This window comes from Pyxidicoccus caerfyrddinensis (genome assembly GCF_010894405.1).
In the GTDB taxonomy this organism is placed as follows: domain Bacteria; phylum Myxococcota; class Myxococcia; order Myxococcales; family Myxococcaceae; genus Myxococcus; species Myxococcus caerfyrddinensis.
This window is the reverse complement of record NZ_JAAIYA010000004.1, coordinates 546,932-564,175: the sequence shown is the minus strand read 5'-3', so window position 1 is coordinate 564,175 and position 17,244 is coordinate 546,932. Positions and strand designations below refer to the sequence as shown.

Genomic DNA, 17,244 nt, shown 5'->3' with positions numbered 1-17,244 from the left:
TTGCGACGTCAGACCGCTCCCCCCGCATACACCCTGCGGTGCTCACGGATCTCCGTGAGCCGGAACTCACCGGGGGCAGGAGCCACGGGCTCGGGCGCATCCGAGGCCAGCTTCATCAGCCGCTCGTACTCCTCGATGGAGACGCGCTCGCGCTTCGCCAGCACCGACGCCAGGTCCGCGCGCGCCATCCGCTCCGCGGCCTTCTCGCCCACGACACCCGAGTAGAACTCCGCCATGCAGCCGCTGCCGTACGACAGCAGGCCGATGCGCTGCCCGGCGAGCTGCGCGCCCTCGCGCTGCAAGAGGCCCGCGAGCGCCAGGTACAGCGACGCCGTGTACACGTTGCCGATGCGCGCGTTCAGCCCCAGCGACGAGGCCACCTGCGCGTCGTAGCTGGCCTGCGACTTCGCCACCTCGTCGCGCGCCTCCGGCGTCCCGGGGCCCGGGCCCACTGCGTCCTCCAAATCACACAGCCGCAGTTGCGCGTGCGCCTTGCGCGCCATCTTGCAGAAGGGCACGTGGTAGGCGATGCGCGCGAGCTGCTCGCCCGGCATCGTCCCGGACCAGCGCACCAGTCCGGCCGCCACCGCCTTCTCGCGCCAGCCGCGGTACGCGCCGGACAGCGCCTCCAGGTAGCAGTTGATGGAGTAGTGCCCGTCCACCAGCGCCTCCCGGCGGCCCACGGGCCTCCAGAAGTCATACACGTCCATCGTACACACGCCGTTGAGGCCCACGTCCATCGCCAGCAAATCCGGCTGCTCGGAGACGAGCAGCGCCACCGCGCCGCCGCCCTGCGTGGGCTCGCCCGCGGTGTTCAGCCCGTACCGGGCGATGTCCGAGCACACGACGATGGCCACCTTGCCCGCGCCCGCGCCGGAGGCAATCCACTCCGCCGCCGCCATCAGCCCCGCGGTGCCGCCGTAGCACGCGTGCTGCGTGTCGTAGGTGCGCATGGTGCGCGGCAGCTTCAGCAGCCCCTGGACGTGCGAGGCCACGGGCTTCGAGTGGTCGATGCCCGTCTCCGTGCCCACCACCAGCATGCCGATGCGGGAGGGGTCCACGTCCTGCTGCTTGATGAGCCGTGCCGCCGCCGTGGCCGCCAGCGCCACGGTGTCCTCACCGGGGTCCGTGACGGCCATCTCCTTCGCGCCCAGGCCCGAGGTGAACTTCGCCGGGTCCACCCCGCGCGCCCTCGCCAGGTCCTCGATGTCCACGTACCGGGACGGCACCGCCACTGCCAACGCTTCGATTCCCACGCGTTTCTTCATGGCACTCCTCGCTTCCGCTCCCTGCTCCGAATGTGTGTCTGCTCGCCACCCGCGCCGCTCACGCCTCGGGTGGCACCAGCACCAGCCGGCCCGCCACCTCGCGGTTCTCCAGCCGGAAGTGCGCCTTCGCCGCCTCCGCCAGCGGCACCTTGTCCGTGACGTACTGGCGCACGCCGCCCGTGGCCGTCAGCCGCAGCGCCTCGTCCAGCTCCTGCTGGTTGGTGGCGTACGCGCCGAGAATCTCCAGCTCCTTGACGATGACGAGCCCCGGGTTGAGCTGCACCAGCCCCGACTCCAGGTTGCCCACCACCACCACGCGGCCACCGGGTGCCATGGACTTGAGCGTCTGGTCGAACGTGGCGCTGCCCACGATTTCCACCGCCACGTCCACGCCCGCGCCCTTCGTGCGCTTGCGCACGTCCGCCGCGAAGTCCAGCCCGCGCGCCAGGATGACCTCGTCCGCGCCCGCGTCCTTCAGCGCCTGCACCTTCGCCTCGCCGGACGTCACCGCGATGACGCGCGCCCCGTCCAGCTTCGCGAGCTGCACCGAGGACAGGCCCACGCCTCCGCTGGCGCCGGTAATCAGCACCGTCTCGCCGGCGCGCACCTTCGCCCGCGTGCGCACCGTGTGCACCGCCGTGCCCGTGGTGCAGCACACCGTGGCGGCCTCGGCCCAGGGCAGCGACGAGGGCACGCGGCCCAGCCCCGCCACCGGCGCCACCATGAACTGCGCGTAGCCGCCCGGCAGCTCCTCGCCGAAGAAGCGGTTGTCGTTCTTGCAGAGGCTGTTGCGGCCGCTCTTGCAGAGCGCGCACTCGCCACAGGACAGCCGCTGCAGCGTGGCGGCGCGGTCGCCCGTCTTCCAGTTCGGCGTGTCCGGGCCCACCTCCACCACCTCGCCGGCCGCCTCGTGGCCGAGGATGGCGGGCACGCTGGTGCGCGGCAGGTTGCCCCGGCGGTTGATGACGTCGTGGTAGCAGACGCCGCACGCGTGGACCTTCAGGAGCACCTCTCCGCGCCCGGGACGGGGCACGGGGGCGGTCTCCATCTTCAGATTCCCTGCCTCACCAAAGCTGCGCAGAACGACGGCCTTCATTCCCATGCCTCCGTGAATCCAGAATCCGGTGTGAGCAGTAAGTGGTGTGTCAGGCGCCGACGAGCTGGTTGCGCTGCTCTCGCGGGTCGATGGCGCGGATGGCCGCCAGCGTGCGCGCGTCCGGCAGCGAGGTGACGGGGAGCGACTCGGGCACGCGGAAGGCGAAGCCGGTGCGCTCCGTCAGCATCTCCTCCGTCGTCCACGGGTGGCGCGCCAGCAGGCGGGCCCCGTCGGCGCCGAGCTCGAAGACGCCCAGGTCGGAGATGAGCATCGTGGGCCGGCGCGGGTCTCTCGTGGTGGCGACCTGCACCTCGGGCACGAGGTTGCGGCGGGACTGCCGGGGCACCAGGAGCACCGGCCGCTTCACCCACTGCCGCAGGGTGGCCGCGCCCGCCACGCCGGGGAACTTCGTGCGCGGCCGCTCCAGGCTGCCGCTGGCCGTCATGTTGGTGCTGCCGGTGGCATCGACTTCGGCGGCGCCGAAGAAGACGGTGTCCACGCGCCCGCGCCGCGCATGGTCGAAGAGGTCCGGAATGGTGATTTCCGCCGAGCGCCCGTCCAGGTAGCCGAGGTCCTCGGAGGAGGGGAGCAGCGTGGGGAGGTCCGGGTCCAACGAGCCCACGCAGGCCAGGTACGTCAGGCCCGGCGCATGCGTGGCCCTCGCCACCGCAATCGCGAGGATGGCGAGCGGCGAGGCCACGCCCGTGGCCACCACGGCGCCGTCGTCAATCTGCCGCGCCAGGAGCGCAACCACCGTCTCCGCCGGAGTCGCATCGAGGCAGGCACTCATGCCGCCCTCCGCGCCATCAGCGGCGCCAGGAACTCCGCCTCGCGGCCCGTCTCGGCCAGCGCGAGGTAGCGGCTCAGCATCGCGTCGTCATGCGGGTACAGGCCCACGCAGCCCGTGGGCAGCGCGCCGCCGGGGGAGAGGACGATACGGTCCACCTGGAAGCCCGGCACGGTGACGCGGGGCAGGCGCGCCACGCGCTCCTCCACCGTGGCAATCACCCGCCGCGCCGCGCCGGCCACGAGCAGGTCCGTCGTCGGGTCCTCCATGTAGAGGTTGCCGCGCTCGTCCGCGGCGCGCGCGTGAATCAGCGCCACGTCCGGGTAGAAGGCCGGCTCCACCGTCACGCTCTGTCCCGTGAAGGGGTCCACCACCCTTTGCGGCGGCTCCGCCTGCGCCAGCCCGGACACGTCCGCGTCCGGCGCGGGGATGAAGGGAATCCCCATGGACGCGGCGCGCAGCCGCTGGACGACGCGGTAGCCGTCATGCTCGCGCCAGGAGAGGGTGCCCGCTTCGATGGCCCGCTTGAGGCAGGGCATGGGCCGCACGCGGCCCTCCAGGCTCAGCGCGCCGAAGGCCAGCTCCACGCGCTCCAGACAGCCGCCCGCGACGAGGAACTCCGCCGGCAGCGGGTTGGGCAGCGAGATGAGGCCCAGCCGCCGCTTGCCCTGGGCGATGAGCTCCATGACGAGCGCCATGGGCGCGCGGCCGAGCATGAAGCCCCCGGTGGCCAGCGACACGCCATCCGGGATGGAGGCCACGGCCTCCTCGAGTGAGCACCAACGGGCCGTCTTCACGGCTTCTCCTTCGAAGCCGCACCCGGGACTGCGACCGAGGCCGCGTCCGCCGCGCCGGTGCCGGTGGCGCGGGGCACCACGCGTAACGACGACGTGCCCGGCTGTCCCTCCGTGGCCGCCGCGACGACGGGCGGGAAGAGCATGTCCACCATGCCGTCGGCGATCTGCTCATCCGAGAGCCGCCCGTCCGGCTTGAACCACTTGTAGACCCACAGCACCATGCCCAGGAACGAGAACGCGCCGATGGTGGGGTCCACCGGGCGGATGCGCCCCGCGGCCGAGGCCTGGGCGAAGGCCTCCTCCAGGAAGTCCACGTACTTCTTCTTCCGGGCGTCGATGAACGCGCGCGCCTCGCCGGTCAGCGTGGCGTGCTCGTGGAGGATGATGATGACCTCCTTGCTCCACCCCCGCGTCACCAGCAGGATGTTGTGGCGCATGCACGCGCGCAGCCGCTCCACCGGGTCTTCGATGCCCTGCACGCGCGAGAGGACCTGCTCCTCGAACACGTCCATCCCGTAGTTCATGATGGCGAAGAGGAGCTGCTCCTTGTTCTGGATGTGGTGGTAGAGCCCCGCCTTCGTCATCCGGCACGCGGCGGCGATCTCCTGCATCGACGTGCCCTCGTAGCCGCGCTCGCAGATGAGCCGCGCCGACGTCTCCAGGATGGCCCGGTAGCGCTCGCCCTCGTCCGGCTTCCGCCCGCTGTGCGTCACGTGAACTCCTTCCGTGTAGCTGTAAAAATCCTCACGCCAACGCCCTACCGACCGGTAGGTAACATAGGCCAACGCGGAGTGTCAATCCTCTGCGTGCGGGTGTCACCGACGAGAGGTGCTGTGTTTTCAGGGGTTTCGCGGAGTTACGGCAGTAGGGGAGGCAGGCGGGCCGTCACCGGATTGGCAGGGTGGACGTCAGGCGGGCCACCTAAGGTTCGCGCCTCACCCCGTCACTCAGCATTGGAGGTTCACATGCGTCACATCCCCCTGTGGGCTGGTGCAGTTCCCCTGTTCGCGGCCACGTCCGCGTTCGCGCAGGCCCAGTTCATCACCCCGAGCGAGGGCACTCGCTCGGTGTCGGCCACCGTCATCGCCAAGGATGACGGCGTCACCAACGTGAACGAGGAGGACTCGCGCCGGACGTATGGCTTCGAGGACTTCAACGAGAGCCTGGTGCTGAAGGCCAGCGACTTCCCGCAGTACGACGACACGCACAGCCACGCGGACTCGAATGGCTCGGGCACGGAGACGTCGAGCATCACCGGGTCGAGCATCTCCGCGGAGGTGACGGCCAGCGCGAATGGCACCACGCAGTCCGCCCTGTCTCGCGGCTACGCCACGGGCAACGCGGACTTCTATCTGACGTTCCAGCTCAACCGGTACGCCCGCTACGTCGTGGCCGGCGATGCGACCGCCGACACCACGGCGAATGTGTACGGGGGCTCCGCGTCGCTCGTGTACATCGCGAGCCTCACCACCGGCGTGCCCGTGCTGTCCATCGACATCGGCAACACGGACGCGGACTCGGTGCGCCGCAAGGGCTGGCTGTTCCCGGGGCCCTTCACGCTGCAGGGTGACGTGTCCGCGCTGGTGGACGCGAAGGCGGGCACCGCCGGCACGGCGACCGCGTGGTGGAAGATGGACATCCGCTTCTACTGCCCGTCTGACTACGACACCAACGGCACCGTGAATCTCGCGGACCGGGACGCGTTCCTCAACGCGTGGAACGCGGGCAGCCTGGACGCGGACGCGGACGGCAACGGCGTGGTGAACAGCACGGACCGCACCACGTTCCTGCTGGCGTACGGCGCGGGCTGCTAGAGGCGACTCGTGGGGGCTGCCGGTGCGGGAGGGCGACTTCCCGCACCGGCAACCTCAGCGCGCTCCCTGGCGAAGCGACTCCGCGGGGGCGAGCGGACGTCGTCAGACGCCGGCAATCTCAGTAGGCGTAGAAGCAGACGCAGACATCGCCCGAGCACCTGCCGTAGCTGAACCCCTCCTCGATACACTGGTTGACGCAGTTCCCCTCGCAGTAGGAGCTCGGCTCGCCGGGCGGCGGTGCGAGGACCCGCGTGGCACTGAACGACACGACTGCACCTGCGGTCACGGCGAGCAACAACTGTGCGGCCTTCTTCGCGGAGCGAATCATTGGTGTTCTCCCGGAGGGGTTGTTCACGGCGCCCCTGAAAGCCCGCAGGCGCCGCGACTCGAAGGGTAGCAGACCAGCAAATCGCGGTTTCATTGAAACGCCGGGGACCTTCGGGGGAGGCCGACGCCCCTCGCGCCCGGTAGACTCCGGGGCCCCATGCGGTACGCCCTGCTCCCCATCCTGCTCCTGTGTGCCGCGCTCACCAGCGTGGGCATGGGGGTGCTGACGCTGCTGGAGAGCAACCGCGCGGCGCTGGCGCGTCAGTTCGCGGTGGACCGGCAGGCCCAGCTCGACGAGGCCACGCGGGGTGTGTCGGAGACGCTCGAAGACGTCGGCGAGGACCTGCGCTTCGCGGGCGAATTGATGTCCCAGCCCGGCAGCGACGCCGAGCACCGGCGTGAGCTGCGCGCCCTGCTGGAGGCGGTGGGGCAGTACAAGGTCATCGTCGCCTACGACGCGGAAGGGCGCGAGCGGCTGCGCCTGTTGGACCGGCGCACCGGCAAGCAGGTGTCTCGCGGCGCCATCCTCCCGCAGATGGCGGAGGCGGCCCGACGCGCCCTGCAGCGGCCCCCCGGAGACATCACCACGTCGCCGCCGCTCGGAGAGGGTCAGGGCTGGTTGCGCGTCATGGCCACCGCGCTGCCCGTGGCCAAGGGCCGTCCCGCGGGCGCTGTCGCCGTGCTGGTGGACACGGAGACCTTCTTCACGCCGCTGCGCATCGTCACCTCGGATCCGGAGGCGCGCCTGCTGCTGGTGGGCGCCCATGACCAGCCCACGTCCGCCAGCGATGCGAAGCTCGCGGACTGGTACCGGCGGCTGGACGCGGAAGGAATGCTCGTTCCGGGCTTCGCGTCGATGGCGGCGCGGATGAAGGAAGGTGAGCGCGGCACGCTCCCGCTCGGCGAGGACGAGGCGGAGCGGCTGGGGCTCGGGCGCGCGGAGGCCGTCGCCGTCTTCACCCCCATCCGCCTCCGGGGTGGCAACAACTGGGCGGCGGCGACGCTGGTGTCCACCGCCGCGCTGCGCTCGCATGAGCAGGGGCTCATCTGGCGGCTGGCGGGCGCGGCCCTGCTGGTGGCGCTCTTCCTGGTGACGTTCGCCGTGTACGTGGTGCTGGCCCAGCGCCGCGCGGCGGCCCTGCGCGAGAGCCGCCGCCACGCGGACCAGCTCGCCCACCTGCACGACAAGACGCAGAAGATTCTCGACCACATCCCCGCTGGAGTGCTCGCCCTCACCGAGGACGGCCGCATCAGCGCCGTCAACCAGGTGCTGCGCGCCCGCATGCCGGAGCGCGCCGTGGGTGCCCCGCTGGCCGCCGCGTTTCCCCAGGCTCCGGATGCCGTGGTGTCCCGCCTGCGTGCGCTCGCGGAGGCCGCCGCCAGCGAGGCGCGACCGCACAGCCTGCTGGGCGAGCCGCTCGCCCTCTTCGGTGACGAGGGCCGCTTCAACCTGCACGCGGTGCCGCTGGAGGCGAGAGACCCGGACGTCCGCACGCTGCTGGTGGTGGAGGACTTGAGCAACGTGCGCGCGCTGGAGACGCAGCTGTTGCGCGCGGAGAAGCTGGCCACGGTGGGCGTGCTCGCCGCGGGCATCGCCCACGAGATTGGCACCCCGCTGGGCGTGGTGCGCGGGCGGGCGGAGTACGTGCTCGGCAAGCTGGGGCAGGGGCACCCGCAGGGGCCCGGCATCGCCGTCATCATCGAGCAGATAGACAGGGTGAGCCGCACGCTGCGGCAGCTCCTGGACTTCTCGCGCCTGCAGCCCACGGCGGTGCGGCCGGTGTCGCTCGGGCCCATCGTCCGCGACGTGCACGAGCTGCTGCGCGTGGAGGCGGAGCGCCGCAAGGTGAGCCTGGAGCTGGACGTGCCGGACGCGCTGCCGACGCTGGCCGCGGACCCGGACCAGCTTCAACAAGTCCTGGTGAATCTGGCGCTCAACGCGTGTGACGCGTGCGGCCCGGGTGGGCGGGTGCGGTTGGCGGCCTCGGGGCCGGATGGCTCGGCGGCGGGGACGTGGGGGCTGGTGTCGCTCACCGTGAGGGATGACGGCTGCGGCATTCCGCGCGAGAGCCTCAACCAGGTGTTCGACCCGTTCTTCACCACCAAGAAGCGGGGGCAGGGCACGGGGCTGGGCCTGACGATGGTGGCCCACGTCGTGCGCAACCATGGCGGGCGCATCGAGCTGGAGAGCGAGCCGGGGCAGGGGACCTGCGTCACCGTGCTGTGGCCCGCCACGCCGTCCGCTGTCGAGGAGCGACATGCCAGCTGAGGGACGCATCCTGGTCGTCGACGACCACGTGGAGATGGGGCGCATGCTGCGCGAGCCCCTCACCGACGAGGGCTACACGGTGGACCTGGCCACGGGCGGTGAGGAGGCCGTGCGGCTCGTGCGCTCGCGCCTGTATGACGCCGTGCTGAGCGACTTGCGCATGGAGAAGGTGGACGGCCTGGACGTGCTGGAGGCCGTGCACGCGGTGGACCCCGAGGTGCCGGTGCTGCTGATGACGGCCTTCGGCGGGGTGGAGAGCGCGGTGGAGGCGATGAAGCGCGGCGCCTACCACTACTTCACCAAGCCCTTCCGGCTGGACGAGGTGCTCGTCTTCCTGAAGCGGGCGCTGGCGGAGCGGCGGCTGCGCGCGGAGAACCGGGCCCTGCGCCAGGCCGCGGCCGAGCGCAGCAGCCTGGGAGCACTGGTGGGCCGCAGCGCTGCCATGCGGGCCCTCTATGAGCTCATCGGTCGGGTGGCGCACTCCGGCGCGGCGGTGCTGCTGCGCGGCGAGAGCGGCAGCGGCAAGGAATTGGTGGCGCGGGCGCTGCACTTCGAGGGGCCGCGCGCCGCCGGGCCCTTCGTCGCCGTCAACTGCACCGCGCTGCCGCATGACCTGCTGGAGAGCGAGCTGTTCGGCCACGTGAAGGGCGCCTTCACGGGGGCCACGTCGGCGCGGCGGGGCCTCTTCGTGGAGGCGGACCGGGGCACGCTGTTCCTGGACGAGATTGGCGACATGCCCATGGAGCTGCAGGCCCGCCTGCTGCGCGTGCTGGAGGACGGCGAGGTGCGCGCGGTGGGCGCGGACGCCAGCCGCACGGTGGACGTGCGCATCATCGCCGCCACGCACCAGGAATTGGAGGCACGCGTGCGCGAGGGCCGCTTCCGCGCGGACCTCTTCTATCGCCTCAACGTCGTCACCCTTCGCCTGCCCGCGCTGCGCGAGCGCCGCGAGGACATTCCCCTGCTGGTGGAGCATTTCGTCACCCGTGCCCGGGCCCGCAACCCGCGCTCGCGCGTGCAGGCCCTGGCCCCCGACGTGGTGTCCGCGCTGGCCGCCATGCCGTGGCCGGGCAATGTGCGCGAGCTGGAGAACCTGGTGGAGCGGCTGGTGGTGCTCGCGCCGGGGGAGACGGTGGGGCTCGATGACTTGCGCCCGCACCTTCCCCCGGATGCGCTGGAGTCGCGGCCGCTGACGCTCGCCCAGCAGGAGCTGTGGCCGCTGCGCCGCCTCGAGGGGGAGTACATCGCGTGGATGGTGGCCCACTGCGGCGGCAACAAGACGCGCGCGGCGGAGCTGCTGGGCATCGACGTGTCCACCATCCACCGTCGCGAGCGGGAGCGCGGGTAGGGCCCGGCACACCTCCGGCCACGGGGGCGTCCTTCATCCTCGCTGGGACGGGCCTCGCCCGGGTGGGTCGGGATGTGGGGGGCTGTCCGCTGCCCAGGGCTGGAAGAAGCCTCGCGGCGGGCACCGTGGCAATCCGCCATATCGGGCTGGCGCGATGCCACGGTGCGTGGCCCGCGGGCCACGGCTCCGAGGGGCGGGGCACGGGCATGGGCATTGCTTGATTCGCGCGGGTGGAGTCTTCGCGCACAGCCCGTGCCCTCCTGCTGGGAGGGGATGCATCGCTCAGCTCGCTCCTGGCGGACGTGCTGGGGGAGCTGGGCATTGCCCTGGAGTTGGATGGACCTGGGCTGGAGGCGCGGCCCGACCTCGTGCTGATGCATGTGGAGCGAGGCGAGGGCATCCATCGACTGCTGGCCCGGGCCCGGGAGTTGACGCGCCACGGGCCGCTCATCGTGCTGGTGCCGTTCGCGGATGAGCGGCTGGTGCAGCTCGCGCTGCGGCTGGGGGCGCAGGACTGCTTCGCGCTGGGCCGTCCGCTGGAGGAGCTGCGCCGGATGATGCGTGCGCACCTGCCCGACGCGTGGGGCTCCACGTTGACCTCTTCCGGCGGGGCCGTGCCGCCGTCCTCAGGAGACGATTCATGATGAAGCCACAGGCCGCGGTCCTGCTGCCCAATGTCCTCGTGTTTCCGCAGCGCCCGGTGGCGGTGGCGCAGCCTCCTCCCGCCGAGGTGCCGTTGTTCCAGGCGCACGGCGTCCTCGTCACGTCCGACTGCGTGGTGGCTCGGGGCCGCACCCAGCCCCTCGCGGACGTGCTGCGCGTGGAGTCCATCCGCCGCTCGCCGAGCCTGAGGCCCGTGCTGGCCACGCTCGCGCTGTCCATGAGCGTGGGGCTTCCGCTGCTGTCCGCGCTGTCCGTCGCTGCGTCGGCGCAAAGAGGGCTCTACGAGGCCGGGATGGTCCTGCTCGCGCTGGTGTTCTTCGGCTCCATCGCCCGGCTCCTCCTCGCGGAGGACTCGTACCAGGTGGTGGTGCACACGCGGGACGGCGCGTGGCGGGTGCTCTCCAGCCAGGAGGCCCGGACGAGCACGCGGCTGACGGCGCTGCTTCAGGAAGCGGTGTCCGTGGCGGCGCGTCGGCGCTGAGACCTGACGAGGAGCGGCACTGCTCGCCTGCTTCACCCTGCCAGGGCGGGCCTGGGAGGAGGCCCCGGGTCTTCCGCCCGGACGCAGGGCGGAGGGCATGCCATCCGGGGCTCGCGCTGGTGCCGTGCGTACCTTCAAGGCTGTCGCATGCCCGCGTGGCGACCCGCCTTCCCAGGGCAGCAGGGAGGGGCGGCCCTGGCCGGTTGACCGGGTACGCCTGACGGGCCCGAGGAGGAGGTGGGCCATGGCAACTGGCGAGCAGGCCGACATCGTCGTGGTCGGCGGAATCAACACGGACTTCCTGGTGCAGGGCCCTCGCCTGCCCGGGCCTGGCGACAACGTGCGGGGGCATCTGTTCCTGGAGAGCCTCGGGGGCAAGGGAGCCGACGGCGCCGTGGGCGCGGCGCGGCTGGGGGCGCGCGTGGCGCTGGTCGGCCGCGTGGGCATGGATCCGCGCGGGCTCGCGCTGCTGGAGCAGCTCGAGGGCGAGGGCGTGGACATCGGAGCGGTGGCGAGAGACCCGTCCGCCCTCACCGGCGTGGTGCTGGAGATGGTGGACGAGGCTGGAAGGAAGCAGACCCTTGCCTCGCCGGGGGCGAACCTCTGCATGCGGGTCGCGGACGTGATGCAGGCGGAGGAGCGCATCTCCGCCGCGAGCGTGCTGCTGGTGGACCTGGAGGTGCCGATGGACGTGGTCAGCGCCGCCGTCCACCACGCCCGGGCGGCCGGCACGCGTGTGGTGCTGGACCCGGCGCCCGCGATGTCGCTGCCGGAGGACCTGCTGGAGGCCGTCCACGTCATCCGCCCCAACGCGGAGGAGGCCGAGGCCCTCACGGGCGTGGAGGTCAGGGACAGGGGCTCGGCCCGGCAGGCGGCGGAGAACCTGTTGCGGCGGGGCGTGGGCGGCGTGGTGGTGGCGTCGCCGGACGGCAGCCTCGTCCTGACCTCCGAAGGCGAGCTGTGGCTGCCGGACCTGTCCGTGGAGCGGGCGGACACCACCGGCGCGGGAGATGCGTTCTGCGCGGCGCTCGCCGTGGCCCTGACGGAGGGGAAGTCGCTGGCACAGGCGGCGCGCTTCGCGCACGAGGCGTCCGCGCTGGCGACGATGCGCCTGGGCGCGCTCGGGGGGCTGCCCACGCGCGAGCAGGTGGAATCCCGGCTCGCACTGCTGGGGCCCGCCGGACTGTCGGCCGAGGCGTCCCCGCTGTAGCCCCGGTCACCCCCGGAGGCGCTCGGCCTCCAGGGCTTCGTAGACGGGGCGGAGGTAGCGCTCCGCCATCTCACGCGACACGCCAGAGACTCTGTGCGCCTTGTCCGCGGTGTCGTCCGCGAAGGGCAGCACGGGGTTCTTCGCGTCCCGCTCCGCCGCGCCGCGCAGGCGCTCGGCGTCCTCGGGTGTCAGCTCCAGACCGAAGAGGTCCGAGAGGAGCGCCGCGCCGTCCGTCGCAATCCGCCGGTAGTCCAGCAGCCGTGCCGGGCCCTGTCGCTCGCGGTAGCCCCGCAGCCCCGCTTCGCACAGGCGGGCCAGGACCCGGGCCCCGTACTCCTCCAGCGGCATCCCCTCCAGTGCACCGGCCTCCAGCCCGAGCAGCGCGGGCTCCAGGAGGCCCGGCAGCATGTGCGCGCCCCGGTGGTTCTGGTGCGAGGCCATGACCTCCACCGGCTCCCGGTAGAGGAAGAGCCACGGCACGCCCGGAAAGGCGCGCTGGAGCAGCGGCAGTTCCAGCACGTGCCACGCGTCCAGCTTGAGGAACACCGCCTCCTCCTCGGGAAAGCGCCGCTGGCCGAGCGCGCCCACCACCGCCCGCAGCCACTCAATCCGCTGCGCGTCCGTGATGCCGGGCATGCGCAGGTGGGCGCGCAGCACAGTGTCCACCGGCCCGGCCTCGGACAGGACGATGTGGCGCGGGAGTGCCGCCAGCAGTTGCGCCACCAGCGTGGAGCCGCAGCGGGACATGTGGAACACGAGCCCCCGCACCGGCAGCCCGGGCCGCTCCGCGTGGCGCCGCACCAGGTCCTCCATCGACGTCTGGTGGCGGAAGAGCAGGGCGAAGGGATGGCGGAGCCGGCGCTCCAGCGTCTGGTCGAAGAACGGGGCCGTGAAGCGCTGCGCTCCCAGGTGGCACCACTCCACGCGTGGCGCGCCGTCCGCGAGGGAGACGCGACAGGGCGCCCAGCCCTCCAGCCGCGCGTCGTCCGGGCCGTGGCTCATATCCAGCTCTCCAGCCACGTGCGGCGGGCGGCGCGCATGGTCTCCCGCAGCTCTTCCTCGGTGAAGTGACACCCGCGCTCGGCGCCCAGCCTCCGCGCCAGCGCGAGGAAGGCCGGCACGTCCGCCGTCGCCTTCAGCGCCTCCTGCAACGTCACGTCCTCCAGGACGAGCCGGCGGAAGCGCTCGAAGTCCTCAAGCGGCATGGGCGGTGGCCCGGTCGAAGACGGCACGCAGCCAGTCATCCACCACGCAGTCCAGCACCAGGTGGACGCGGTCCGTGTCGCTGGGGTTCTCCACCCGGTGGGGGAGGTTGAAGTTCAGGTACCAGCACTCGCCGGGCTGGAGCACCACGCGCCTCCCCGCGAGGAAGAAGGCCACGTCCGAATGGGTGACGATGGGGATGTGGAGCCGCACCTCGCCGTCCTCGAAGCCCAGGTTGTAGTCGGTGTGCTCGCGGATGACGGCCCCCGCCGCGAGCTTCAGCAACCGCGCCGAGCCGATGGGACACTGGAACGCGGCCAGCGCCTCCTGGAAGTAGGGGCACCGCGCGAGCAGCGGCGTGTCCGCGTAGCGCTCCCTGCCGGTGGGGTCGGGGTAGATGCGTCCCTCCATGCCGCCAATGGAGCGCAGGGGCACGCCGCTCCACTCACCCTCGTAGTAGCGCTTGTTGAAGTGAGGCACCCAGATGTCGGGGCCCAGCCGCGCCAGGTCCTCCTGGAGCCGGGCCGCGTCGAAGTCGAAAGGCAGGCGGAGTCGGTCGGGCACTGCGGACGAGGGCATGCAGCCTCCGCTTCCGCGAGACGTGCGGAAGCCCTCTCTTCATACACCGGCTCGCGAGCCGGCTCACCCCGGGTGCGCCGCCCGGTGCTCCGCCTTCGCCCGGACCAGCGCCGCCTGCGCCCGCGCGAGGGTGCGCTGTGGGTCCTCCTCGCCCTCCACGGAGACCGTCGCGGACACCACCTCCGGCGCCCCCTGCACGGACTGGAACTGCTGGCGCAGGCCTTCCGCGCCCGTGGCCTCCACGCCGGGGAGCGCGCCGAGCAGCGTGCCGCCCTCCCAGCGCACGGCGAACCCGGAGCGCCCGCACATTTCCTCCACCCGGCGTGCCACGTCGCGCAGCGAGGCATCCCCGGCGTCGAAGCCGCGGGTGGCGTTGAGCCGGCCCAGCCCCACCGGGTCCACGAGCAGCAGGCTGAAGGGCAGCCCGTCCCGCCGGCAGCGGCCAATCTCTCGCAGCAGCCGCTCCTCGCCCGCGCGCCGCGTGTCCAGGCCCGTCAGCGCATCCACGCGCAGCAGCCGCTCCCGCTCCTCCCGCGGAGAGCGCGCGCCACCGACGTCCACGAGCGTCAACAGCTGCGCCACGCCGCCGGGCACCGGGAAGGGCCGCGCCACCCACCGCAGCCGCCGGGGCTGGGGACGCTCCAGGGCCAGGGTGAGGTGCAGCCCGCGCGAGGACTCGGAGGCCAGGTCGAGCTGCCGCAGCGTGGCCGCCGGGTCCGCCGTCAGCCCCGCCACGTGCTGGCAGAAGGCCTCCAGTGTCATTCCGGAGATGCGCTCCGACGGCAGGGCCAGCCACTCCGCCAGCGCGCCGTTGCCCGCGTACGGACGCCGTCCCGGGGCCACCAGCAGCACCGGCACGTCCACGGCCTGCACCGCGTCTCGCAGCAGCGCCAGCGCCGAGGCCTCCGTGAGTGCGGGCTCCTTCGGCGCGCGCGCCAGGTCCGGGGCCAGGGTCCCCTGGCGCGAGTGCCCCTTCTGCTCCAGGTCCTCCGCCACGCGCCGGGCCAGCTCGCGCAGGGCCGCCAGGTCCTCCGAGCCGAGCACCAGCGGCCGCGTGTCGATGACACACAGCGAGCCGAGCACCTCGCCCGTGGACGTCAGCAGCGGCGCGCCCGCGTAGCTGCCGACGATGCCTTCGCGCACCAGCGGGTTGTCGCGGAACACCGGGTGGCGCGTGGCGTCCGGCACCACCAGCGACTCGCGGCCCTGCACCACGTGGTGGCAGAAGGACCAGTCACGGGGCGTTCCCCTGTCCCGCGCGAGCGACGGCGGCAGCCCCACGTGCGCCTTGAACCACTGCCGGTCTCCCAACACCAGCGACAGCAGCGCCACCGGCACGCCGAAGGCCTGCGCCACCTCGACGACCAGCTGCTGCAGCTCCTCGTCCGGTGGCCCCTCGTCCACCAGCCGCATCGCTTCGATGCGCGCCAGCCGCTGGCGCTCCTGCTCGGCGGCCGGCTCCGTCAGGTCAGGGAGGGCGGAGCGCTGGCCGTCCAGCACCCGCTTCACGGTGTCCCGCACCAGCTCCGGCGTGGCGCGGCGGCTCAGGAGCGCGTGGATGCCCAGCACGTCCTTGAGCTGCCAGGCGCGCACGCGCAGCTCGTCGAAGGCCGTCACCACCACCACCTGCGTCGCGGCCGCGTCCTCGCGCTCGCGCAGCCACGTCAGCAGCGCGAAGCCGTCCACCCGGGGCAGGGCCAGGTCGGTGATGAGCAGCCGGGGCGCGCCGCGCTGGCGCACCACCTCCTGCGCATCCGCGCCGTCACGGGCCGCCACGCCCTCCAGCCCTACTTCCCGGAGGAGGGCGACGAGGACGGCGGCGCGGCCCGGGTCGGGCTCGGCGATGAGGGCGTACGGAGCCATGTACCCGGGATGCTGCCATGGAACCGCCGTGGCCGGAGCATCCAAGCAGGCACGCCGCACCGTCGGCCGCGAGTCGCCGGAGAGCTCGAGGGAGCTTCACGGACGCTCAGGACGTCGCCTGCGGATAGCGGGAGAACAGCCGGCGCAGGGCGCTGCGCTGCCGGCCCAGCTCCTCCCCACGCGCCACGGCGTCCACCAGCAGCATCAGCAGCAGCCCCACCCACGCGGGCACCAGCGGCACCACCCACCCCAGGTCCGCGGCCAGCCAGCCGACGAGGACGCCGTGCAGCACCGCGAGCAGCACCGCCCACCCCAGCACCGAACGCAGGGAGCGTGCGCGCCGGCAGAGCAGCGCGAAGGCCAGCAGCACCGCCGCTGTCTCCAGCACGCCCGTGAGCGCCACCACGCCCGACGAGCGCAGCAGCCGGCCCGCGCGGAGGTTGTCCAGGGCGAAGGCGTGAATCTCCACGCCGGGCACAGCCACCTGTCCGGGCAGCGTGCTCTGGCCGTGCAGCCCCGTCGCGGTGACGCCCACGAAAACGGTCTTCCCACGCAGCGCCAGGTCCAGCCCCACCGAGCCCGGCTCCGCGCTCAGCACGTCCCCCAGGCTCACCCGGGGCAGCCAGTCCGGAGCGGGCAGTCGCATCAGCGGCGCGCCGTCGTCGAGCGCCGCCAGCTTCAGCAGCGAAGCGGCCCGCTCGGGCATCAGGTGCAGCGCGGTGGCCAGCGCCAGCGACGGCCAGGCCCGGCCGCCCACATTCACGGCGTACGGATAGCGGCGGATGACGCCGTCGGCGTCCACCCACATGTTCAGCGTGCCGCTGCCTCGCGCCGCGAGCCGGAGCGGCGCGATGCTCCCCGCGATTGCCGGGGCCTGGAGCCGCAGCGCTTCCACCGGAATGGGCAGGGCCAGTGGCGCCCCCGGAGCTTCATCCTCCATCGGCGCCATCACCGGGACGTCGCCCGTCAGCGCCGCAGCGCCGAGGATGACGCCGCTGCCCTCCGAGAGCGCCTCGGCCAGCCGGGCATCCCCGTCCGCCGCATGCAGCCGGGCCTCCAGCCGCGTCACCAGCGCGGCCCCCGCGGGCTGAGCCGCGAGGCCCGAGTCCTGGAGGGCCTCCAGCACCTCCTCCCCCAGGTCCAGCGCATCGCGAGGCCCGGGCTGGTCGAACACCACGTCCACCGCCACCGCCGCGGGGCGCTGCGCCGCCAGCGCGCGGAAGGCCCGGGCCCACGTCGCCCGGGACAGCGGCCAGCGCTCCCCGAGCGTCGCCAGCGTCCGGTCGTCCACCTCCACCAGCACCAGGTCCGCGCTCGTGGGCACGCCGGGGAGCCAGCGGCTCACCGCGGCGTCATAGAGGCCGTGCTCGAGGAAGCCCGGGGCGCCGCCCGTCGCCGCCGTCACGCACGCCAGCGCCAGTCCCACCAGCGCGCCCAGCGCCCGCCATACCGCGGTGCGGGGGGGGCTGGGGCTGGAAGGTGGGGAGGACTCGGAGGGACTCGAGGACATGGGGGCGGGTCCGGGCGCATCATGCGTGC

General features: G+C 72.7%; 17 protein-coding genes. 6 read left to right on the top strand and 11 right to left on the bottom strand.

Going from position 1 to position 17,244, the window contains the following annotated elements; translation table 11 throughout:
- Positions 1-8: 8 nt before the first annotated feature.
- Genes G4D86_RS12755 through G4D86_RS12735 form a run of 5 tightly spaced genes read right to left on the bottom strand, consistent with a single transcriptional unit; the run spans position 9 to position 4,661 of the window.
- Positions 9-1,268, bottom strand: a complete 1,260-nt coding sequence (locus G4D86_RS12755; RefSeq protein WP_163993131.1) for a hydroxymethylglutaryl-CoA synthase family protein — start codon at positions 1,266-1,268, stop codon at positions 9-11.
- Positions 1,269-1,326: 58 nt separating this feature from the next.
- Positions 1,327-2,364 (bottom strand): alcohol dehydrogenase catalytic domain-containing protein, encoded by a 1,038-nt coding sequence (locus G4D86_RS12750; RefSeq protein ID WP_163993129.1) that lies wholly within the window; start codon positions 2,362-2,364, stop codon positions 1,327-1,329.
- 49 nt (positions 2,365-2,413) lie between these two features.
- Entirely contained in the window at positions 2,414-3,154 is a 741-nt protein-coding gene (locus G4D86_RS12745) for a CoA-transferase subunit beta (protein WP_163993127.1), read from the bottom strand.
- Entirely contained in the window at positions 3,151-3,948 is a 798-nt protein-coding gene (locus G4D86_RS12740; RefSeq protein ID WP_163993125.1) for a CoA transferase subunit A, read from the bottom strand. Before G4D86_RS12740 ends, G4D86_RS12745 begins: the two co-directional genes overlap by 4 nt.
- Positions 3,945-4,661, bottom strand: coding sequence for a TetR/AcrR family transcriptional regulator (locus tag G4D86_RS12735; protein ID WP_163993124.1), 717 nt, complete (start codon positions 4,659-4,661; stop codon positions 3,945-3,947). Before G4D86_RS12735 ends, G4D86_RS12740 begins: the two co-directional genes overlap by 4 nt.
- A gap of 252 nt (positions 4,662-4,913) precedes the next feature.
- On the opposite strand from G4D86_RS12735, the gene G4D86_RS12730 reads away from it, so the two are divergent.
- The gene (locus tag G4D86_RS12730; protein WP_163993122.1) at positions 4,914-5,762 is read left to right on the top strand and encodes a GC-type dockerin domain-anchored protein; all 849 of its coding nucleotides are present in this window, start codon (positions 4,914-4,916) and stop codon (positions 5,760-5,762) included.
- A 118-nt stretch (positions 5,763-5,880) separates the two neighbouring features.
- Here G4D86_RS12730 and G4D86_RS12725 read toward each other — a convergent pair whose 3' ends face one another.
- Positions 5,881-6,090: a hypothetical protein gene (locus G4D86_RS12725; protein WP_205519553.1), complete on the bottom strand. Its 210-nt coding sequence runs from the start codon at positions 6,088-6,090 to the stop codon at positions 5,881-5,883.
- A 156-nt stretch (positions 6,091-6,246) separates the two neighbouring features.
- Here G4D86_RS12725 and G4D86_RS12720 point away from each other — a divergent pair, with 156 nt between their 5' ends.
- From G4D86_RS12720 to G4D86_RS12700, 5 genes are all read left to right on the top strand, one after another.
- Positions 6,247-8,358 carry a two-component system sensor histidine kinase NtrB gene (locus G4D86_RS12720; protein ID WP_163993119.1) on the top strand — a complete coding sequence of 704 codons (2,112 nt, stop codon included), beginning with the start codon at positions 6,247-6,249 and terminating at the stop codon, positions 8,356-8,358.
- On the top strand, positions 8,348-9,706 hold the full coding sequence (locus tag G4D86_RS12715) for a sigma-54-dependent transcriptional regulator (RefSeq protein WP_163993117.1): 1,359 nt from the start codon (positions 8,348-8,350) through the stop codon (positions 9,704-9,706). Before G4D86_RS12720 ends, G4D86_RS12715 begins: the two co-directional genes overlap by 11 nt.
- A 230-nt stretch (positions 9,707-9,936) precedes the next feature.
- The gene (locus G4D86_RS12710; protein WP_163993115.1) at positions 9,937-10,350 is read left to right on the top strand and encodes a response regulator; all 414 of its coding nucleotides are present in this window, start codon (positions 9,937-9,939) and stop codon (positions 10,348-10,350) included.
- The gene (locus G4D86_RS12705; protein WP_163993113.1) at positions 10,347-10,850 is read left to right on the top strand and encodes a DUF6232 family protein; all 504 of its coding nucleotides are present in this window, start codon (positions 10,347-10,349) and stop codon (positions 10,848-10,850) included. The genes G4D86_RS12710 and G4D86_RS12705 overlap by 4 nt, the downstream gene beginning before the upstream one ends.
- 244 nt (positions 10,851-11,094) lie before the next feature.
- Positions 11,095-12,060 carry a ribokinase gene (locus G4D86_RS12700; RefSeq protein WP_163993111.1) on the top strand — a complete coding sequence of 322 codons (966 nt, stop codon included), beginning with the start codon at positions 11,095-11,097 and terminating at the stop codon, positions 12,058-12,060.
- 6 nt (positions 12,061-12,066) lie between these two features.
- On the opposite strand, the gene G4D86_RS12695 is transcribed toward G4D86_RS12700, so the two are convergent.
- The 5 genes from G4D86_RS12695 to G4D86_RS12675 form a co-directional block, all read right to left on the bottom strand.
- Complete coding sequence (locus G4D86_RS12695) at positions 12,067-13,062, bottom strand: sulfotransferase family protein (RefSeq protein ID WP_240360207.1); 996 nt, start codon at positions 13,060-13,062, stop codon at positions 12,067-12,069.
- Positions 13,059-13,265, bottom strand: a complete 207-nt coding sequence (locus G4D86_RS12690; protein ID WP_163993109.1) for a Nif11-like leader peptide family natural product precursor — start codon at positions 13,263-13,265, stop codon at positions 13,059-13,061. The genes G4D86_RS12695 and G4D86_RS12690 overlap by 4 nt, the downstream gene beginning before the upstream one ends.
- Positions 13,255-13,842, bottom strand: a complete 588-nt coding sequence (locus tag G4D86_RS12685; protein ID WP_163993108.1) for an aspartyl/asparaginyl beta-hydroxylase domain-containing protein — start codon at positions 13,840-13,842, stop codon at positions 13,255-13,257. Before G4D86_RS12685 ends, G4D86_RS12690 begins: the two co-directional genes overlap by 11 nt.
- A 63-nt stretch (positions 13,843-13,905) precedes the next feature.
- Complete coding sequence (locus G4D86_RS12680) at positions 13,906-15,705, bottom strand: GAF domain-containing protein (protein WP_163993105.1); 1,800 nt, start codon at positions 15,703-15,705, stop codon at positions 13,906-13,908.
- 106 nt (positions 15,706-15,811) lie between these two features.
- Positions 15,812-17,215, bottom strand: coding sequence for a CHASE2 domain-containing protein (locus tag G4D86_RS12675; protein ID WP_163993104.1), 1,404 nt, complete (start codon positions 17,213-17,215; stop codon positions 15,812-15,814).
- Between the last annotated feature and the right edge of the window lie 29 nt (positions 17,216-17,244).